This is a genomic window from Fructilactobacillus fructivorans (assembly GCF_001434095.1).
GTDB lineage: Bacteria > Bacillota > Bacilli > Lactobacillales > Lactobacillaceae > Fructilactobacillus > Fructilactobacillus fructivorans.
Window position 1 is genome coordinate 265,246 of sequence record NZ_AZDS01000001.1, and the last position, 20,992, is coordinate 286,237.

The 20,992-nt window shown below is 36.6% G+C and carries 17 protein-coding genes; 1 reads left to right on the forward strand and 16 read right to left on the reverse strand.

Annotated features, from left to right (window positions below; genetic code table 11):
• Entirely contained in the window at positions 1-765 is a 765-nt protein-coding gene (gene pnuC, locus FC73_RS01400; RefSeq protein WP_010021346.1) for a nicotinamide riboside transporter PnuC, read from the reverse strand.
• A gap of 292 nt (positions 766-1,057) precedes the next feature.
• Here pnuC and FC73_RS01405 point away from each other — a divergent pair, with 292 nt between their 5' ends.
• Complete coding sequence (locus tag FC73_RS01405) at positions 1,058-1,327, forward strand: hypothetical protein (protein ID WP_010021345.1); 270 nt, start codon at positions 1,058-1,060, stop codon at positions 1,325-1,327.
• An 810-nt stretch (positions 1,328-2,137) separates the two neighbouring features.
• Here FC73_RS01405 and FC73_RS01410 read toward each other — a convergent pair.
• The 15 genes from FC73_RS01410 to FC73_RS01480 form a co-directional block, all read right to left on the reverse strand.
• On the reverse strand, positions 2,138-2,578 hold the full coding sequence (locus FC73_RS01410) for a GNAT family N-acetyltransferase (protein ID WP_010021344.1): 441 nt from the start codon (positions 2,576-2,578) through the stop codon (positions 2,138-2,140).
• A 77-nt stretch (positions 2,579-2,655) separates the two neighbouring features.
• Positions 2,656-4,494: a translation elongation factor 4 gene (lepA, locus tag FC73_RS01415; protein WP_056936281.1), complete on the reverse strand. Its 1,839-nt coding sequence runs from the start codon at positions 4,492-4,494 to the stop codon at positions 2,656-2,658.
• A 116-nt stretch (positions 4,495-4,610) separates the two neighbouring features.
• On the reverse strand, positions 4,611-5,753 hold the full coding sequence (gene dnaJ, locus FC73_RS01420; protein ID WP_010021343.1) for a molecular chaperone DnaJ: 1,143 nt from the start codon (positions 5,751-5,753) through the stop codon (positions 4,611-4,613).
• Positions 5,754-5,848: 95 nt separating this feature from the next.
• Positions 5,849-7,720, reverse strand: a complete 1,872-nt coding sequence (gene dnaK, locus FC73_RS01425; protein WP_010021341.1) for a molecular chaperone DnaK — start codon at positions 7,718-7,720, stop codon at positions 5,849-5,851.
• A 39-nt stretch (positions 7,721-7,759) separates the two neighbouring features.
• The gene (gene grpE / locus FC73_RS01430; protein WP_010021340.1) at positions 7,760-8,326 is read right to left on the reverse strand and encodes a nucleotide exchange factor GrpE; all 567 of its coding nucleotides are present in this window, start codon (positions 8,324-8,326) and stop codon (positions 7,760-7,762) included.
• A gap of 14 nt (positions 8,327-8,340) precedes the next feature.
• Entirely contained in the window at positions 8,341-9,384 is a 1,044-nt protein-coding gene (gene hrcA / locus FC73_RS01435; protein WP_010021338.1) for a heat-inducible transcriptional repressor HrcA, read from the reverse strand.
• 90 nt (positions 9,385-9,474) lie between these two features.
• Positions 9,475-10,419 (reverse strand): riboflavin biosynthesis protein RibF, encoded by a 945-nt coding sequence (gene ribF, locus FC73_RS01440; protein WP_010021337.1) that lies wholly within the window; start codon positions 10,417-10,419, stop codon positions 9,475-9,477.
• An 8-nt stretch (positions 10,420-10,427) separates the two neighbouring features.
• Positions 10,428-11,339 (reverse strand): tRNA pseudouridine(55) synthase TruB, encoded by a 912-nt coding sequence (gene truB, locus FC73_RS01445; protein ID WP_010021336.1) that lies wholly within the window; start codon positions 11,337-11,339, stop codon positions 10,428-10,430.
• A gap of 61 nt (positions 11,340-11,400) precedes the next feature.
• Complete coding sequence (rbfA, locus tag FC73_RS01450; RefSeq protein ID WP_010021335.1) at positions 11,401-11,754, reverse strand: 30S ribosome-binding factor RbfA; 354 nt, start codon at positions 11,752-11,754, stop codon at positions 11,401-11,403.
• Positions 11,755-11,775: 21 nt separating this feature from the next.
• A complete protein-coding gene (infB, locus tag FC73_RS01455; RefSeq protein ID WP_010021334.1) occupies positions 11,776-14,313 on the reverse strand; it encodes a translation initiation factor IF-2 in 2,538 nt (845 codons plus the stop codon).
• Between the two features lie 30 nt (positions 14,314-14,343).
• Positions 14,344-14,643: a L7Ae/L30e/S12e/Gadd45 family ribosomal protein gene (locus FC73_RS01460; RefSeq protein WP_010021332.1), complete on the reverse strand. Its 300-nt coding sequence runs from the start codon at positions 14,641-14,643 to the stop codon at positions 14,344-14,346.
• A complete protein-coding gene (rnpM, locus tag FC73_RS01465) occupies positions 14,630-14,932 on the reverse strand; it encodes an RNase P modulator RnpM (protein ID WP_010021330.1) in 303 nt (100 codons plus the stop codon). Before rnpM ends, FC73_RS01460 begins: the two co-directional genes overlap by 14 nt.
• Before the next feature lie 19 nt (positions 14,933-14,951).
• Complete coding sequence (nusA, locus tag FC73_RS01470; RefSeq protein ID WP_010021329.1) at positions 14,952-16,061, reverse strand: transcription termination factor NusA; 1,110 nt, start codon at positions 16,059-16,061, stop codon at positions 14,952-14,954.
• A 13-nt stretch (positions 16,062-16,074) separates the two neighbouring features.
• Entirely contained in the window at positions 16,075-16,548 is a 474-nt protein-coding gene (gene rimP / locus FC73_RS01475) for a ribosome maturation factor RimP (RefSeq protein WP_010021327.1), read from the reverse strand.
• A 117-nt stretch (positions 16,549-16,665) separates the two neighbouring features.
• Entirely contained in the window at positions 16,666-20,979 is a 4,314-nt protein-coding gene (locus FC73_RS01480; protein WP_010021325.1) for a PolC-type DNA polymerase III, read from the reverse strand.
• Positions 20,980-20,992: the final 13 nt, after the last annotated feature.

A 20,992-nucleotide genomic window follows, 5' to 3' on the forward strand; every position in this document is an offset into this window, starting at 1 on the left:
TCAGCCATTAACTGTTTTGGTATGGAACCATGCAATGTTCTTATCAAAGAAACTTAGAAGGTCATTGAATAGATACAAAATGTAGGTTAAGAATAACGTCCAATTTGCTCCACCTTGATAAGCAGTAATTCCCCATAGAATAATTGAGAATATCCCTTGAGCAAGCCAGAAATAATAAGTATCACGAAATCTCAAAGTAGTTAAAAGAGCTCCTGTAATTCCAATTGTTGCAGCAAAGCTATCTACAAATGGTCGTGGACTATCACTATATCCATGTTCCCAAGCATATAAAACTCCTAATACTACAACAAAGAATAGTGCTGTCAACCCCCAATTCATCAGTGTTTTCTTAAGATTACCCTTAATAGTTAATTTCTTGATGTGTTTGTCAACATTAGTAGCCCAACTGGGAATTAGCAAAACCGGAATATCCAAAAGTACAATGTATGTAGTCTGTAGAATAATATCATTGTAATTCTTAGCGGTAAAAGCAACATAAATATAAATCAAAGCACTGACTAAACCAAAAATTCCGTTTAGTGGTTTAGTATTGGTAATAGAAATAGTGGTGGTAAATCCAAGCATTCCAGCTAACATGGTCATAATTGCAATAAACGTAATTGGTTGTGTAACGGTTGATCCAGCAATTACTCCTAAACCAAACAGAAGTAACAAATAGCTAGTAAAACTCCACCCCTTCATCTGATTAACATACCAACTTGGCTTTAGTATGTCATAAGCAGCAACATTGTTTTTCCCTGACATAAATAATCATCCTTTCTCCAAATTTGAATTCATTATTATCATCACACATTCATCACTTTGAGACAAATCAACGAAAAACGATGAATTCTACAAATTTGCGAGTTACTGGCCTATAAAAAATTTTAGTTTTTTTAATTAAGTTTCTTTTCCATTCAATCCAAATTAATGAAATGATTAAAGATTTAAATAGTTACTAATTTAAAAAAATGTACCACTGATAAACATAAAAGATGTTGTAAAAGTAAGTGATAAATATGTATAATAGATATTGAAGTCCAAAGGAGGAATAATCATGTTAATAAATGTCCCATTCTCAATTAAAGCTGATGGAATTCATGACCTCAGAAAAATTACCGTTAAAATGCCTTCAGGTGAAGAAGTCAAATTAGACGCTGCTACCCTTGACGATATTGATCGTGATCACGAACACCTTCTAACCATTACAAAAGATCCTCATCATGAACTGGGAACTCCCGGGGAAAGTATTTCTTTTGATAACTTTGGGGAAAAGAACTCGTTCCCATCAAATAGTAAAGTTATTTTCATGGCAATTCCAAAATAAAAAGAAGTACTACTTTTTAAGTAGTACTTCTTTAGCGAATAAGCTTCATAATTATGAGAATTCGCTGGTAAAAATTCGTAAAGTGTGATTAAATATAAAGTGTAGATTAGAGAGGTAATAAATTTCTGTTGCATTCTCAACATTCACATCAACTAAGACTTTCCACTCCTACTGCTTACTGGTCTTAGATACGTGTACTCTTTTATTTCATAGATCTTTACTTATTAGATTGTTACTTCTCATAACTATGTTGCAGTTTTTTAACCTCTCTAATCGTCGAAAGCACTCAATTTGAGTGCTTTTTTTGTACATTCAAATCCCCTTGCGTGAATTCTTTAATCTTTACCTTACTTTTACAGTATATTATATTAGCTGTTACTAATCAAGTATATAAGTAAAAATATCAAAATATATTCCTTATAAGGGAACACTAAAACTAATCATGAAGCAATTTTTATCTCATAAAAAATTTTTCTAAGAAATTTTTACAATCATATTGTTGCTTATATCACATATCATACACCCCACAGTTATAGGGTTTCTAGTTACTGATGTGAATTGAAATCAGATTGTTAATTTAGGAAAATCCCTAAAAAACATGGGGCATATATTCACACTTGTATCCAATTCAATTGTGCAATTCATAACATCAGCTAATGGTTTCTATAACCGATATTCCATTATTCATGATCATTTCCTAATAATTAATTAAAATCCCATTATTTTCCAATCAAAAAACCACTATTCTATAATAGTGGTTTTTAATAATAAATAAAATACCAAATTTTAATTTTTAAAACATTATTATTGTTATTTAATGAATGGTTGATGTTTCATTTTAATATGTTCCACTCCACCTTCTAAAAAGACACCACCTGTGGGCACAAAATTAAATGATGTATATAAATCTTCCACGTATTTTTGGGCTTCAATCATAATTTCTTTCTTAGGATACTTGTCGGCAATTAAGTTCATAATGTGACGAACTAAATCTTCTCCTAAATGTTTACCACGATAATTAGATTTAACCGCAATTCTTCCAAAGGTCACATAATGGGTTTGTTCATATATTCTCCCGTAACAAATAATTTGGTTATCATCAATCAAGAAGAGATGCCAAGCCTTTTTATCATTATCATCAATGTCTTGTAAGGTGATTTTTTGTTCAGCGACGAATACTTCACACCTTAGTTGATAAATCTTAAACAATTCATCTAAAGTCAATTGGTTGAATTTTCTTACTTTCCACATAAAATTCCTCCTAATAATTAAAGATGGTTAATTATACATCAATACTAATATTACATATAAAAAAAGAACGACAATTATTACTTGTCGTTCTTTTGATCTTCATCAGTTTGTAAAACAGCCATAAAGGCTTCCTGTGGGATATCAACTTTTCCTACTGCCTTCATGCGTTTTTTACCACGTTTTTGTTTTTCTAATAATTTAGCCCGACGATCAGGATCACCAGTATGAATCCTAGAAGTAACATCTTTTCGGTATGCTTTAATGTTAGTTCTTGCAATAATAGTGGCTCCAATTGCTGCTTGAATTGGAATTTCAAAGTTTTGTCGCGGAATAATTCCCTTTAATTTTTTGACAATTTCACGACTTCGACCAGCAGCAAACTGTTTGTGTGAAATAAAACTCAGAGCATCAACCTTATCGCCATTCAAAAGAATGTCGACTTTAACCAGGTCACTTTGACGGTACTCAGAAAGTTCATAATCAAGAGATGCATATCCATGGGTACTTGACTTTAATTTATCAAAAAAGTTAAAAATGATTTCAGATAATGGCATTTGATAAATCACATTAACTCTTGCATCATCCAGATACTCCATCGTAACAAATTGGCCACGACGATCCTGACACATCTCCATTACGGCTCCAACATAGTCATTTGGTACCATAATACTAGCTTTAACAAACGGCTCTTTAATGTCTTTAATTGATGAAACATCAGGCATCTCAGATGGATTCTCAACTTCAATTGTGCTTCCATCGTTTAGGTCAACGTGATAAGTTACCGATGGTGCCGTAGTTATCAAATCAAGCCCGAATTCTCGTTCCAATCGTTCTTGAACCACGTCCATGTGAAGTAATCCGAGAAATCCACAACGAAAACCAAATCCCAACGCTTCAGATGATTCAGGCTCAAATTCAAGCGAGGCATCGTTTAACTTAAGTTTTTCAAGTGCTTCCCTTAAATCATCAAATTTAGCATTATCTGTAGGATATAACCCAGCATAAACCATTGGAATCATTTCACGATATCCGGGCAAGGCCTTCTCAGTTGGATTATCCGCATCCGTGACTGTATCACCAACTCGAGTTTTAGTAATATCCTTGATACTAGCAGTAATGTAACCAACGTCTCCCGCCATTAAATATGTTCGTTGAAGTGGTTTGGGAGAGTTTACGCCAACTTCGTTTACCTCATATTCACTACCACTATTCATCAGACGAATTTTATCTCCGGGTTTAACTACTCCATCATAAAGACGAATACTAAGAACAACTCCACGATAATCATCGTAGATAGAATCAAAGACTAAGGCTTTAAGGGGAGCTTCAATGTCTCCTTCCGGTGCTGGGATTTTTTGAACAATTTCTTCTAATAAATCCTCAACCCCAAAACCACTTTTAGCACTAATTTCTACTGCATCTGAGGTATCCAAGCCGATAACATCTTCGATCTCTTTTTTAGTTTTTTCCGGTTCAGCAGAAGGCAAATCAATCTTATTGATCACTGGAATAATTTCAAGATCATCATCAATGGCTAAGTAAACATTCGCCAAAGTTTGGGCTTGAACCCCCTGAGTAGCGTCTACTACTAACAGAGCACCTTCACAGGCTGCTAAGCTCCGTGAAACTTCATAAGAAAAATCAACGTGTCCAGGAGTATCAATTAAATGAAATACATAATCAACTCCATCTTTTGCATGATAAGTCAATTCCACTGCATTCAATTTAATGGTAATTCCGCGTTCACGTTCTAGATCCATATTATCTAAAATTTGATCCTGCATGTCTCGTTTGGCAACTGTATCAGTTAACTCAAGAATTCGATCCGCTAAAGTCGATTTACCGTGATCAATATGGGCAACAATTGCAAAATTTCTTGTGCGGCGTTGCTTTTCTTTCATTTTTTTATAATCCACGATATTCTCCTACTTTCATTATGCAATTCGTTCAAGTCGTTATTACTATTATAACAACCCCACATATGTATAACAAACAAATAAAGGAGTGGCCACATGGCTACTCCTTTATTTGTTTACTTAAATGCATCTTTCATTTTATCAAAGAAATTCTTATTTTCATCGATATTAGTATCACCACTAGCTTCAGCCAGTGCTTGTAAGGCAACCTTTTGCTTAGAGTTAAGTTTCTTTGGTGTTTGAACCTTAACTTTAACCATTTCATCACCATTACCATTTCCATGTAACTTAGGAGCACCTTTCCCTTTCAAACGGAAAACAGTGCCAGTCTGGGTTCCAGCAGGGATCTTCAAGTCAACGTCACCATGAACTGTTTTGACTTGAATTTCTCCACCAAGACCAGCGGTTGCAAATGAAATTGGTTGATCAAAGTAGATAGTTGGACCGTCTCTTCTAAAGTACTTACTTTGAAGTACTCTAAAGATTACATACAAATCACCATAAGGTCCACCGTTTTCACCAGCGTCCCCTTGGCCTTGCATATGCATTTGTTGACCTTCTTCAACACCAGCTGGAACAGTAACTTCAAGTGAATGTTGTTTCTCAACTTTACCAGTTCCACCACATGTTGGGCACTTGTCTTTGATAACTTTACCAGTTCCACCACATACAGGACATGGTTCCTGAGTCTGCATCTGTCCAAGTGGTGTATTAACAGTCTTAGTTACATAACCACTACCATGACAGTTGGAACATGTTTCTGGTTTAGTACCTGGTTTAGCACCAGTTCCATGACATGTCGGACAGGTTTCTTCACGATTATATTTAATCGTCTTCTTAGTTCCAAAGACAGCTTCATCAAACGTTAACGTCATTTGATATTGTAAATCACGTCCACGACGTGGTGCAGTTGGATCAGCTCGACGTCTTCCGCCACCGCCGAAAATATCATTAAAGATATCAGAAAAGTCACCAAAACCAGCACCTTGACCGCCGGCATCAGCTCCGGCACCACCGCCAAAGCCACCAAAGCCTTGGGGACCATCTGCTGAGCCATACTGATCATAGTTAGCTCGTTTCTTTTTATCGCCTAAAACTTCATAGGCTTCGGTAATTTCCTTGAATTTTGCTTCTGCATCGGGAGCCTTATTAATATCTGGATGGTATTTTTTGGATAATTTTCGATAAGCGTGTTTAATGTCATCTTCACTGGCACTTTTATCAACGCCTAATACTTTATAATAATCTTTACTAGCCATTAGCTCGCCTCCAAACTCAAATAATACAACAAAAAGCCAAAGCCTACCAAACCGACTTTAGCTTTCGTCAATTTTAACAACGCCAATCGCCAAAACTACTTTTTGTCATCGTCATGAACTTCATGGTAATCGCCGTTAACAGTGTCGCCATCATCATTTCCATTTCCTTTATCTGATGATCCACCATTAGCATCATTTCCACCTTGTTGTCCTTGACCAGCTTGGCCTTGGTTTTGTTGATACAATTTGACTGCTAAAGCTTGAACTTTTTCGTTCAAAGCATCTTTCTTAGTCTTCATTGCATCAGTATCGCCATCTTCTTTGGCTTTTTTGAGTTCGTCTTCAGCATCTTGAGCTGCCTTAATTTCATCATCTGAAACCTTACCTTTAACATCCTTCAATGTTTTATCAGTCTGGAAGATCAATTGATCAACTTCATTATTCAAATCGACTTTGCTCTTCTTTTCCTTATCAGCATCTTCGTTGGCTTCGGCTTCTTTCATCATCTTATCGATTTCATCGTCTGAAAGACCATTGGAATCTTTGATGGTAATTTTTTGTTGTTTACCAGTTCCCTTATCCTTAGCGGAAACATTAACAATTCCGTTTTTATCAATATCAAAGGTAACTTCAATTTGTGGAACACCTCTTGGTGCAGCAGGAATATCAGTTAATTGGAAACGACCTAGTGACTTATCATCAGCAGCCATTGGACGTTCACCTTGTAAAACATGAATGTCAACAGCAGTTTGATTATCAGCGGCAGTTGAGAATGTTTGTGACTTTGAAGTTGGGATCGTAGTATTTCTATCGATTAACTTAGTAAATACACCACCCATGGTTTCAATACCTAATGACAATGGAGTAACATCAAGCAAAACGACATCCTTAACATCACCAGTAATAACTCCACCTTGAATAGCTGCACCTAGGGCAACAGCTTCATCAGGGTTAATTGAATGGCTAGGTTCCTTACCAGTCCATTTTTGAACTTCTTCTTGAACAGCTGGAATTCTAGTTGAACCACCATTAAGAATAACTTGGTCAATGTCACTTGCTGAAAGTCCAGCATCCTTTAAAGCATTGTCAAGAGGAGCCTTTGTTTTTTCAACTAAGTCAGAAGTTAATTCATTAAACTTTGCTCGAGTAAGAGTTGTTTGTAAATGAAGTGGACCATTTTCACCAGAAGAAATAAATGGAAGTGAAATTTCAGTTTGAGTTACACCAGATAAGTCCTTCTTAGCTTTTTCAGCAGCATCTTTCAAACGTTGCAAAGCCATCTTATCCTTTGAAAGATCAACTCCGTTTTCTTTCTTGAAGTTATCAATCAACCAGTCCATGATTCTCTTATCGAAGTCATCCCCACCTAAGTGGGTATCACCATTAGTTGAAAGAACTTGGAAGACTCCATCCCCTAATTCAAGGACAGAAACATCAAAAGTACCTCCACCTAAATCATAAACTAAGATTTTTTCATCTTTGTCTTTTTTATCTAAACCATATGCAAGTGAAGCTGCAGTAGGTTCATTAATAATTCTTTTAACATCAAGTCCGGCAATTTTACCGGCATCTTTGGTAGCTTGACGTTGAGCATCATTAAAGTAAGCAGGAACAGTAATAACTGCTTGACTAACAGTGTCGCCAATGTAATCTTCAGCATAACCCTTAATGTATTGCAGAATCATTGCTGAGATTTGTTGTGGGGTATATTCTTTACCATTTGCCTTAACTTTGTAACCCTGTTCACCCATGTGACTCTTAATTGATACAACCGTATCTGGGTTAGTAATTTCTTGACGCTTGGCAACTTCACCAACTTGGATATCACCGTTTTTAAAAGCAACTACTGAAGGAGTGGTTCTTGATCCTTCTGGATTAGTAATGATTTTTGGTTCATTACCCTCCATAACAGCTGCAGCTGAATTAGTAGTTCCTAAATCAATACCAATAACTTTATTACTTGCCATACCTAAAACCTTCTTTTTATATATTTAATAACAATTTAATTACTGTGCGACTACCACCATTGCTGGTCTTAGAACTCGATCAGCAATTTTATATCCACTTTGAAGAACGGATACCACGGTACCCTTTGGATGTTCATCACTCGGGGATACCGTCTGAACAGCTTGATGCTGACTTGGATCAAACTCCACTCCATCAGCATTAATTTCAGAAATATCATTATCCTTCAGAGCTTTTTCGAGGTGCTGTTGTACCATTTCGATTCCCTTTTTTAATTGCTTACCGTTTTCGTCAGAAACGTCAACGTCAAGCGCCCTTTTTAGGTCATCCATAACAGGAACAACATCTTTTGCAAAATCTTGTGCACCGTATTTAACTATATCAGCGCGTTCCTTTTTGTTTCGATTTTGAATGTTTTGAATCTCTGCTTCAGCTCTCAAGTACTTGTCTTGAACTGAATCTAATTTTTGCTTTAATTCATCAATTTTTTTTGCGGAATCATCTTTTTCATCCGTTTCTACATCTTTTTTCTTTGGTTTGCTTGACTCGTCAACATTTTTCGATTCATCTTTAATATCTTTATTTTGTTTTTCTTTATCGCTCGCCATTTTGAACCTCCTTCTTATTTATCATAATTATTATAGTATCCGTTAATCCGCTTTTGAAGTTCATCTTTAAACGCATCAACTAGTCCTAAAACTTTTGGATAAGCCATCCGAGTCGGTCCAATCACAGCAATTCTTCCCATGCCATGAACACCAACATCATAAGTTCCGGAGATAATACTATAATTCTTCAATAAATCATTTCGTAGCTCGGAACCAATCATAACAGAAATGGGTTTAGCATCATTATCCAAAATCTGAGCCATGTTCGAATTATCACCAAACATTGAATAAAGTGGCTTCATATTCTTAATATCTTTCTTATCATCCATTGTGTCTAACAAATTCATTCTTCCACTAACAAAGAAATGGTCTTTAAGCGATTTGTTAATGACGTATTCGAATGCACTGACAAAATTTTCAGAAGAAGTTAAATAATCTCTAATTTCCTCAGGAATTGTAGTCTTAAGTTCATTCAAAACTTCGGGAATGGATTCACCTGAAAGTTTGTCATTAACTAAGTTAGTTGCTTGAACTAACTTATCCTCATCAATTTGATCATTCGTTATAAATGGTTGACTTTCAACTTGTCCATCATTCATGACAATGATAGCCATTACTTGATGATCAGATAATTTAATCAGCTGAAAATGTCGTAAAGTCTCTGTATTAGTCTGCTCAGGGCTTAATGTCATCGCCGTATAATCGGTTAGACTAGATAAAATATCAGCAGATTGTTTTACAATATCATCAATTTGCTGAAAAGTTCCGCCCAAAGCATTATGAATTAAACTTTTCTCTTCATTATCAACTAGTACGGGAGCAACCAAATTATCAATATAATATCGATATCCTTCATTTGAAGGAACTCTTCCGGACGAAGTATGAACCTTTTGAATCAGATTTTGACCACTCAACACAGCCATCTCATTTCGAATGGTAGCAGAACTAACATTCATCGGGAGTTGACTCGCTAATCGCTTCGATCCGATTGGAACACCGTTGTCAGTATAATCATCAACAATGTACTTTAGAATCATATTTTGTCTCTCAGTGAGCATTCTTATCACCTCTTTTAGCACTCTTTATTATCAAGTGCTAACGTACATTTATACCTTACCAAAGGTACACAAGAACGTCAAGAAATAAGACTACTGGTTTTTACGCTCCTTAAAATACAAACGAGTATTATTTTCATCAGTTTTTAACTGATCAATCAGGGGTTTAGGACTCTGATACTTAACTTCATCTCGCATCTTTGACAACCATCTAACTTTAACCCGATTCCCATAAATATTCTGATCAAAATCAAGAATATTAATCTCTAGAGTAACGGGATTATTATCCCCAAAGGTTGCATTTTTACCGATAGAAGCCATGGCCTTATACCAAATATCATTGACTTTAATTTCTACTACATATACTCCTAATTTAGGTAACCGCTGCTTATCTGAATACTCAATATTTGCAGTTGGAAATCCTAATTCACGTCCACGAGCCAATCCATGAACTACTACTCCATCATTTTCAAACTCATAACCTAACAGCCGATTAACCGTTTGGATGTGTCCTTGATCAAGATTACGTCGAATGCGAGTCGAACTAACCTTTTGGTCATCTAGTTCATCTGCACCAACACTTATAACATCGAATCTCCCATTAGCATATTCAGGAAGCTCGGTCATCCCGGCATCTTTTTTTCCATAAGTATGATCAAATCCCGCAACAACCGTATTAGCCTTCAAACCAACCAGATAATTATCCACAAATTCTTGCGGCTGCTGGTTTTGAAATGCAAAATTATAATTTACGACATAAACATTATCCACTCCCAATTGATTAAACAATTGCAGTTTTCGATCAAGTGGAGTGAGATACCGTTTAGCATTCCCATCCAATTTCTTATATACCAATGAAGGATGATGATCATACGTTAAAACTGCTAAGGGGAGTTTCTTTTGCATCGCAATTTTTTTGGCTTTATTAATCACTTTTTGATGACCCAGATGGACGCCATCAAAGAATCCCATTGCAATCACCTGGGATTCCTTTTCGTTTCTTTCACCGAGTGGATATGATAAATAGTCGACTTTCATAATTTCCTCTAATCTAAATCAAACATTTTTTGGGGCTTATAATTATTTTCTTGTTCATTTTTATAATATAAAGCCCGATCAATATTACTATACTTTAAAACTATCATCTCATCTTCGCAAGCTACTTCATCAATACTCAAAAAACCGCCATGTTTAACACGATTCCATTGTTCATCAGTAAGAATGATGGTTTTAAAACCTTTTAAAGCGTAAGAAATAGGAAAAATAATCTTATCAAGTTTATGAGCATTCACTGCATGATCGAGATCATCAAACGTAACTGTATCAGCAAAGTTAAATCCACCACTTTGAATTCGGGTCAACTTTGACATTACAGCTGGAACTCCTAGTTTACGTCCCAAATCAGTTGCAAGCGTCCTGATGTACGTTCCTTTACCACATTGGACTTCAAAGGAAAAAGTTTGCGTCCGACTTGTATTATCATATGAACTACTATTCAGACGAACAAACTGCTTAACCTCAATCTGACGTTTCGGACGTTCAACTCGTTCTCCCGTTCGTGCATACTCATACAGTCTCTTTCCATTAACCTTCACAGCCGAAAACATGGGTGGGATTTGAACAGATTGACCCAAAAACGAATTTAAGGTTTGGTCAATCTTTGCATCAGGAATTGACATGAAATCAAAATTTGAATTGACAATTTCACCATCTAAATCCTCAGTAGTGGTCGAGAAGCCAAGTGTAATGGTCCCCTGATAAACTTTTCCAGATTGCATAAGATAATCAACTACTTTAGTAGCATGTCCTAAACAGATTGGAAGAACCCCATCAACATTAGGATCGAGTGTCCCACTATGTCCGACTCGTTTTTGTCCGACAATGTGACGAATCTTACTTACACAATCAAAGCTTGTCATTCCCCGTGGTTTATATAACGGAACAATCCCAGTAATCAATATCTTCACTCCAATCCTATCTACGCAAAAAAGACTGGAAATTAACATTCCCAGTCATTTTTTATTTATCTTTTTTATTTAAATTATCAATTAATCGATCAATTTTACTTCCATATTGGATTGATCCATCACGTTCAAAATGAATCTCAGGTGTTACATAGATACTTAAACGGTGACCAAGTTCTCCTCGAATTAGTCCAGTAGCTTTATCCAATCCTTTTTGAACTTTTTCTTGGTCAGCTTTATTGTCAGACAAACTGCTGTAGTAAATAGTAGCTTGTTGTAGATCACCAGTCACTTCAACACCAGTGATCGTAACACCTTGAACTCGTGGATCACGAACTCGTTTGAGCAAAATGTCGTCGACTTCTTTTTGAATCTCTTGCTGTAGTCTTCCTACACGATATTGCGCCATTATAATCACTCCTTACGGCTCTTACTTAGGCTGCACTTCTTTCATGTGGTATGCTTCAACTTTATCTCCGACTTTAATGTCGTTGTAGTTTTCAATTGTCAAACCACATTCAAAGCCTTGTTTGACTTCTTTAACATCATCTTTAAATCGCTTCAAACTGCCAAGTTCACCATCATAGATGACCACATTATCTCTAATCAAACGAACTTTGCTGTCACTACGAACGTATCCATCAAGCACCATTCCACCAGCGATGGTTCCGACCTTAGAAGCTTTGTAAATTTGTCTTACTTCAATATTTCCAGTAACTTCTTCTTCATAAGTTGGATCTAACATACCCTTCATAGCAGCTTCGACATCATCAATGGCGTTATAAATAACCTGATAAAGGCGAATATCTACTTTGTCGGTTTCAGCTTGAGTCTTAGCCTGTGGGGTAGGACGAACATTAAAGCCAATGATAATTGCATTACTTGCTTCTGCAAGAGCAACATCACTTTCATTAACGGCACCAACTGAGGCATGAATAACGTTGACCTTAACGCCTTCTACATCAATTTTCTTTAAACTGCCAGCTAATGCTTCAACTGACCCTTGCACATCAGCTTTAATAATCACATTAACCTGTTTCATGTCTTCTTGCTTCATTGAATCAAACAAATTATCCAATGTAACCCGATTATTTTGCTTTCGTTCTTCAATTTGGGCTTCTTTGGCACGTTCTTCACCAGCTGCACGAGCCGTTTTTTCGTTATTAAAGACAATGAATCGATCTCCGGCTTCTGGGACATCATTCAATCCAGTAATTTCAACGGGAGTCGATGGCTTAGCATCTTTAATATCTTTACCATTTTCATTAGTCATAGTTCGTACTCGTCCGAAAGTATCTCCAACAACGATTGGATCACCAACGTGTAAAGTTCCCTGTTGAACCAAGAGCGTAGCAACTGGACCTTTTCCCTTATCTAGACGTGCTTCAACAACCGATCCCGCACCATTTTGTTTAGGATTAGCTTTAAGTTCAAGTACTTCAGATTGAAGCAAAATCATATTCAATAATTCATCAACGTTAGTTCCATTCTTAGCAGAAATATCAACAAAGATAGTATCTCCACCAAAGTCTTCGGGTACTAACCCATAGTTCATTAACTGCTCTTTAACATGTTGTGGATTGGCATTGGGTTTATCAATCTTGTTTACAGCAACAATGATTGGAGTACCAGCTGCCTTAGCATGATCAATGGCTTCAACAGTCTGTGGCATTACTCCATCGTCTGCGGCAACTACCAAGACGGTAACATCCGTGATATCAGCACCACGAGCTCGCATTGCCGTAAAGGCCGCATGCCCTGGAGTATCCAAGAAGGTAATGGTTTGATCACCATGCTTCAATTGGTAAGCACCAATTGCTTGAGTAATCCCACCAGCTTCACCAGCAGTAATGTGAGAATGTCTTAAGTAATCAAGTAAAGTAGTCTTACCATGATCAACATGACCCATGATAGTAACTACTGGAGGACGAGACTCCTGATAATCAGTGTTATGTTCTTCTTCATTAAAGAATTTATCAATATCTGAAACATTGACATTTTCTTTTTCTTTAGCTTCAATTCCATAATCAGTAGCTAACAATTCGATGGCATCTTTATCTAGTGATTGATTTTGATTAACCATCATTCCCAACATAAATAATTTTTTAACAATTTCTGCCGGTTCTCTATGCAATAACTTACCAAGATCTTGAGCATTCATGCCATCTTGGTAAACTAAGACCTTAGGTAATGGACGGCTCTTACGTGTTGGAGCAGCGTTTTTCTTATGATTCTGACGAATCCGTTGATTCTTAGAATACATATTGTAACGACTATCACGACGCTTGTTCCGCTTCTTACCCCTTTTGTTCTTATTACGGTTTAAACTTCCACCGAATTTTCCGCCTCCATTATTATGTGGCTTAGAGGTGTTATTAACCGTCTTCTTATTTGTTCCGTTATTACTACCAGTAGTATTAGCATGATGATTATTATTAGGACGGGTAGTACTTTGACCATTAACATTATTGTGTGAATGCTGATTAGTTGGATGGTTATTACTGTGATTAAAGTGATTACTAGAGTTCTGATTACGATGTTGCGTATTACTGTGACCACCGTTATTATGAGCATTCTCAGGACGTTGAGTATGGTTATTGTTACTATGTCCATTATTTGAGTGTTGATTTACCACTTTATGATCCGAACGGTTGGTTTGATGTTGACCATTAGCATGATCATTTCTATTAGAATTGTTATTATGATTATTTCTACCATTAGAAGTGCCATGTCCATTATTACTATTGTGGGAGTCAACAGGCTTTTTGGATGGAGCGTGTGTGTGTACGCTTCCATTTGTAGCCTTTGGATTATTTCTGAGCGCACCTCGTACGGTCTTCTCCTGATTTGAATCAAGCGATGACATATGGTTTTTAACCGTAAAACCGTTTGACTTGGCTGTATCAATCACACGTTTGCTAGGTACATTAAGCTCTTTGGCTAATTCATAAATTCTTTTTTTGGCCATATAATCACACTCCTTTACTTATATTTTTTATTATTTTAATTCTTTAAATTTTTTCGAAAATCCCTTATCTTCAATTGCTACGATTGATCGTTTCATTCCAATCGCTTCACTAAGATCATCTTTAAGCATACCAGTATTAACTGGAACTTCATAGAATTTACTTTTATCTAAGAATTTCTTTTTAGTGCTTGCACCACAATCTGACGCAATAAATAAATAGTTTACTTTTCTATTTTTAATTGCGTTTAAAACAATTCCTTCACCTGATATTATTTTACCAGCTCGTCTGGCAATTCCCAATAAGTTTAAGACTTTATTATAATTTGTCATTATCAATTAGTTCCTGCCGAGCCTGTTTATGATCTACATAATCAATGAGTTTATCATAAAAATCATCCGTTAACGTCACTTCAAAAACTTGATCAAGAATCTTATCTTGTTTAGCCCTTTTAGCGGTCTCAACGTCAATCTTAACGTATGCTCCCCGACCGGATTGCTTACCAGTTGGATCAACTGAAACATTTCCCTCTTTATCACGAACAATTCTCACTAATTGTCGTTTAGGAGCCATCTCACCAGATACAACGTCTTTTCGCATTGGTACCTTTCTTTTTCTCATACCAGTACCTCCTCAAAAACTATTCTTCATTTTCTTCCTCATTAGAGATAGAATCATCAGAATCATTTTCATCACTGTCATCTTCATCATTACCATTCATTTCAGATTCAGATTTAATGTCAATCTTATATCCCGTTAATCTAGCAGCTAAACGAGCATTTTGACCACGTTTACCAATGGCAAGTGATAACTGATCATCAGGAACGACAACAGTGCATGAACGATCATCACCATCTTTAAAGATCACATCGACAACATCAGCTGGATTTAGAGCATTTGCAATATAGTCAGCAGGATTTTCATCCCATTGAACAATATCCATATTTTCTCCACCTAATTCATTCACGATGGTTTGAACTCTAGTTCCTCTTGGACCAACACTAGTTCCCACTGGATCAATGTCAGTACTATTAGAACGAACCGCAACCTTAGCGCGATCGCCAGCTTCACGTGCAATGGAAACAATCTCAACCGTTCCATCATAAATTTCTGGAACTTCTTGTTCAAATAAACGCTTTAACATTCCTGGTGCAGTCCGACTAACAAAGATCTGTGGTCCCTTTGATGAATTTTCAACGTTAGTAACATACACCTTTAACTTATCCTGTGGACGATAAGTTTCATTAGGCATCTGATCATTTTTTGCCATAACGGCTTCTACTTGACCAAGATTCATATAAACAAAGCGACTATCTTGACGTTCAACTTCAGCAGTAACAAGTTCATCTTGGTACTTACTGTACTTATCGTAAACCGTTTCACGTTCGGCTTCTCGAACTCTTTGGGTAATGACCTGTTTAGCGGTTTGAGCTGCAATTCTACCAAAGTTCTTTGGCGTTACCTCGAACTTGATTTCGTCACCCAATTCATACCCTTTATTAATGGTTAAAGCTTCTTCAAGACTAACTTCTAAACGCTGGTCTTCTACTTTATCAACCACTTTTTTGACCGCATAAACATGAATACTACCGGTTTTTTCGTCAAAGTTAACTTCAACGTTTTGGGCTTGATCAAAATTACGCTTGTATGCTGATGACAAGGCTGCTTCCAAAGCGTCAATCACAACTTCCTTTTTGACACCCTTCTCTTTTTCAAGTTGATCAAGTGCACTTACCAGTTCTTTACTCATTTTAATCTCCTAACTAAAATTCAATTGCTAATCTGGCTTTTGAAATTAATTTTCTTGGAATTTCTAATTGATGAACTCGCGTTTTATCTTTAACCGATAACGTTAGTTGATCATCATCCAAACTTTCAAGTGTACCTTCAAACGCTTTTTTTCCATCCAACTTCTGGTACAAAGAAACATGGATGTATTTTCCGATTGCATTTTGATAATCAGACTCTCGTTTTAATGGTCGCTCAGCACCTGGTGAAGACACTTCCAAAAAGTATGGTTCATCAAATGGATCTGGATCCAGTTCATCAAGTTTTTCACTAAGTTGATCACTGACTAAAACACAGTCATCCAAGCTAACCCCTTGGTCTTTATCAATATAAACTCGCAAATACCAGCTTCCACCTTCTTGAACGTACTCAATGTCATAAAGGTAAAAATTGTTGTCATCTAAAATCGGTTGGACGGTTTTAGAAACTCTATCAATAACTTCGCTCAAATACTTACCTCCTAAAAAATACCAATAAAAAGAGCGAGCATTCCTGCTCACTCATCAGAAGAGTTTATAATTACTATTACTACTATACCATACACATCAAACAATATCAACGAAGCCCTAGAGATCAAACAAACTAAGCTGATTTTCATCTGGTAAATCGTTTAAGACTCCGTTTTGCGTCATAAATTCAATGATTGTTTTAGATACCTTACCACGTTTAGCAAGATCTTCCTTTGAAATAAACGGTTTATCTTCTCTAGCAGCAACAATTTGCTTTGCAACGTTCAATCCCAAGCCCGGAACCGCTCTAAATGGTGCAATCAGCTTATTGCCATCAATTAGCCACTCAGAAGCGTCAGAGCGATTAATGTCAACCATTTCAAATTCGAAACCGCGCTCTAACATTTCATTAGCAATCTCTAAAACGGTAAGAAGATTCTTTTCCTTGGTAGAAGCATCGGTTCCTTTATTATTAATCTCTTTAATACTAGATTTTACTGCTTCTTTTCCATGACTCATGGCAACAATGTCAAAATCATCAGCCCGAACAGAAAAGTAAGCAGCATAATAAACAAGTGGAAAGTAAACTTTAAAGTAAGCAACTCGCAGGGCCATCAAAACATACGCAGCAGCGTGAGCCCGAGGAAACATATACTTAATTTTTAGACATGAATCAATGTACCATTGTGGAACTCCAACATCCGTCATCTTATCCTGCCACTCGTCTTTAATTCCACGACCGTGACGGACCTGTTCCATGACCTGAAATGAAGTCTCTGAATCTAACCCCCAGTTGATCAAATCAGTCATAATATTATCACGACATCCAATAACGTTCGCAATCGTAGCCGTTCCATCTTTAATCAACTCTTCTGCGTTTCCTAGCCAAACATCAGTCCCGTGGGACAAACCAGAAATCTGGAGTAATTCAGAGAAATTGCTAGGCTTAGTTTCTTCTAACATTCCACGAACAAAGCGAGTCCCGAATTCAGGAATCCCTAAAGTTCCGGTTTTAGAAAATACCTGTTCAGGAGTTACCCCCAGAATCTTAGGACTGGCAAACAACGACATCACTCCTGGATCATCCATTGGGATGGTCGTTGGATCAACCCCAGATAAATCTTGTAGCATTCTGATCATCGTGGGATCATCATGTCCTAAAATATCAATTTTTAAAATATTGTCATGAATGGAATGGAAATCAAAATGGGTTGTTTTCCAAGCAGCATTCTGATCTTCAGCAGGATACTGGATGGGCGTAAAATCATAAATATCCATATAATCGGGAACAACAATAATCCCCGCTGGATGTTGACCAGTTGTTCTTTTAACTCCCGTGGCTCCCTTTGAAAGTCGATCAATTTCTGCATTTCTAAATCGCTTTCCAGTGTCACGTTCATAGGCCTTTACATAACCATAAGCTGTCTTATCAGCAACGGTTCCAATCGTTCCCGCACGATAAACATTTTTCTCACCGAAAAGAACCTTAGTGTAATTATGGGCAATTGGTTGATAGTCTCCCGAGAAATTTAAATCAATATCAGGAACTTTATTTCCCTTAAATCCTAAGAAGGTTTCAAACGGAATGTTATGACCGTCTCCTATCATCACCGTCCCACATTTAGGACACTTTTTGTGTGGAAGGTCAAAGCCAGAACTATATTCACCCTTGGTAAAAAACTGGGAATACTGACAATTAGGGCAACGATAGTGAGGTGGTAGGGGATTTACTTCAGTGATTCCAGACATGGTAGCAACTAAACTAGAACCAACTGAACCCCGTGATCCAACCAAGTATCCATCCTTATTACTTTTCGATACCAATCGTTGGGCAATTAAATAAATAACAGAGAAACCATTTCCAATAATACTTTTTAGTTCTCTATCAAGTCGTTTCTGTACAATATCTGGAAGAGGATCACCATACAAGCGATGCGCGGTATCTAAAGTTCTTTGCCGAATCTCGTCCTCCGCACCTTCCATTCTTGGTGTATACAACTTATCTTTAAGTGGTTTCACATCATCAATTTTGTCAGCGATCTTATTAGTGTTGTCCACTACAATTTCTTCAGCCTGATCTTCACCTAAGAAGTTAAAATCTTTTAACATTTCATCGGTAGTTCGAAAGTGTAAATCGGGTAATTCTTGTCGGTTAAGTGGATTAGCTCCACCCTGCGAATGAATCAAAATTTTCCGATAGATATAATCATGTGGGTCTAAATAGTGAGCATCACCAGTTGCTACTAATGGAATATCCAACTCATGAGCAATTTCATACATATTTTTAATGATCTCTTGCAGTTTCCCACGATCACTAATTAACCCCTGATCGATCAGGGGCTGATAAGCAGCTTGGGGTTGAACTTCAAGATAATCATAAAATTTAGCTTTGTTTAAAGCTTCCTGTTTTCCCTTTTGCATCATCGCGGTAAAAACTTCTCCGCTTGAGCATGCTGACCCAATGAGCAATCCCTCACGAAATTTTTTGAGCTGACTTCGTGGAATTCGGGGAACTCGATAGTAATAATCAACATGAGCAATTGAAACTAATTTAAATAAATTTTTCAATCCAGCCTGCGTCTGCGCAAGAATAACGGCATGAAAAGGACGGGCATGTTTATAAGCATCATGTTCTTCCATGTGATCATTAAGCTGATCATGATACTGAATGTTGTACTTATCTTCTGCTTCCTTTAAGAACAAATAATTTAAATGTCCGGTAGATTCAGCATCGTAAATAGCTCGGTGATGGTGCTCAAGTGAAACATCAAACTTTTTTGCTAATGTGTTTAAACGATAACTTTTAAAGTTAGGATATAAAAACCTTGCCAACGTCAACGTATCAATAATCGGATTACTAATCTTATCCATCCCATGACGTTCATATCCCGTATTCATAAAACCAACATCAAAGGTTACGTTATGTCCAACGATAATTGCATCACCATAAAACTCTCGAAACAATTTAAATACTTCTTCTTCAGACTTTGATCCAGCTACCATATCATTCGTAATCGAAGTTAAATTAGTCGTCTGTTCTGATAATGGAAATCCTGGGTCAATGAATTCCTCAAATTGATCAATTACGTTATTGTTTTGCATTTTTACGGCTGAAAGTTCAATGACCTTATCATAAATAGCTGACAATCCAGTCGTTTCAACGTCAAATACAACATATGTAGCATCTTTTAATGCTGTATGTTTATCGTTATAAGCAATGGGCTCACCATCATCAACGACGTTTGCTTCCATTCCGTAAATCATTTTTATGTCATTATCACTTGCCGCATGATAAGCATCTGGAAAGGCCTGCACATCATCATGATCAGTAATTGCGATTGCCGGATGACCCCACTTCTTTGCACGACTAACGTAATCACTAACCGAATTAGTAGCATCCATCTGACTCATGTTGGAATGGAGATGAAGTTCAACCCGTTTCTTATCTTTCGGTGCAGTGTCTTCTTTTTCTTCATGCTTGATTGGATTAATGTCATAAGCATTGAGCGTTAACTCATGAGAATAGTTGTCCTCTTGAATACTGCCACGAACTTTAACCCAATCCCCTTCATCTAGTGCGGCAAATTCTTGTTCCTCATCATCATTTTTGGAAAACTTCTTTACTACAATAGAAGACGAATAATCAGTAACTTTCAAAATCATTAATTGACGACCAGAACGTAATGATCGAATCTCTTTATTAAAAACATAACCACTGACCACAGCAGAACGTTCTTCTTCAGTTATGTCGACCATTTTAGTAACGTCAACATCATCCTTAATCTTTTTACCAATCAATTTTGAATGCTTATTACTTTTAGTACCCTTATTTGATGAAGTTTGCATGGCTTTCATGGCCTTTTGAGCTAACTCAACGTCACGTTGTTGCTTCTTCTTCTTTAAATCATCAATCTTTGCTTGAGAAGAAGTAGCGTCAACCATGGTATGAATTGAAAATTTAGGAAATCCAATTTTTTGATAAGTAGCTTCAATGGGACCTAAAGCTTTTCCATCCAAAAAATCTTTTACGATCTCATTGTCTGCTAGAAATGTCACACGATCATCAATTAGCTTTGGTAAATTATTATTGCACAATTCATGAGTTAAATTAGACGTAATTCCAGCATTATTTACGACCCATTGCCAATAATCGCCAAGCTTCCGGTTATCAAAACTGTTATCCTTCGTTTTAATCTCAAAATCAACCGTAGCAATGCCATCAAAAGCAATGTCCATGTGATGAATAAACTCAACAAATTTTTCATATGGCATAATTTCAGGTAGTTCAAGATAAAAGTGCCACCGATTAGACTTCTGATGAACATCAATTTTGTCAATTTCTGCGTTCTTAAAGTAAGATTGATCAACTGAATCCGATAGTTTAATTTGCTGAAGTAGCTTACTGAATAATTCTTTTTTATTTAAACTCACTTTGACCCTCTCT

Bases quoted from the DNA above. Each gene is read 5' to 3' on its own strand.
- dnaJ (WP_010021343.1), bottom strand. From the start codon at position 5,753: ATGGCTAGTAAAGATTATTATAAAGTATTAGGCGTTGATAAAAGTGCC.
- FC73_RS01460 (WP_010021332.1), bottom strand. From the start codon at position 14,643: ATGACAAATTATAATAAAGTCTTAAACTTATTGGGAATTGCCAGACGA.
- pnuC (WP_010021346.1), bottom strand. From the start codon at position 765: ATGTCAGGGAAAAACAATGTTGCTGCTTATGACATACTAAAGCCAAGT.
- infB (WP_010021334.1), bottom strand. From the start codon at position 14,313: ATGGCCAAAAAAAGAATTTATGAATTAGCCAAAGAGCTTAATGTACCT.
- grpE (WP_010021340.1), bottom strand. From the start codon at position 8,326: ATGGCGAGCGATAAAGAAAAACAAAATAAAGATATTAAAGATGAATCG.
- FC73_RS01410 (WP_010021344.1), bottom strand. From the start codon at position 2,578: ATGTGGAAAGTAAGAAAATTCAACCAATTGACTTTAGATGAATTGTTT.
- rbfA (WP_010021335.1), bottom strand. From the start codon at position 11,754: ATGGCGCAATATCGTGTAGGAAGACTACAGCAAGAGATTCAAAAAGAA.
- hrcA (WP_010021338.1), bottom strand. From the start codon at position 9,384: ATGCTCACTGAGAGACAAAATATGATTCTAAAGTACATTGTTGATGAT.
- ribF (WP_010021337.1), bottom strand. From the start codon at position 10,419: ATGAAAGTCGACTATTTATCATATCCACTCGGTGAAAGAAACGAAAAG.
- nusA (WP_010021329.1), bottom strand. From the start codon at position 16,061: ATGAGTAAAGAACTGGTAAGTGCACTTGATCAACTTGAAAAAGAGAAG.
- dnaK (WP_010021341.1), bottom strand. From the start codon at position 7,720: ATGGCAAGTAATAAAGTTATTGGTATTGATTTAGGAACTACTAATTCA.
- rnpM (WP_010021330.1), bottom strand. From the start codon at position 14,932: ATGAGAAAAAGAAAGGTACCAATGCGAAAAGACGTTGTATCTGGTGAG.
- FC73_RS01405 (WP_010021345.1), top strand. From the start codon at position 1,058: ATGTTAATAAATGTCCCATTCTCAATTAAAGCTGATGGAATTCATGAC.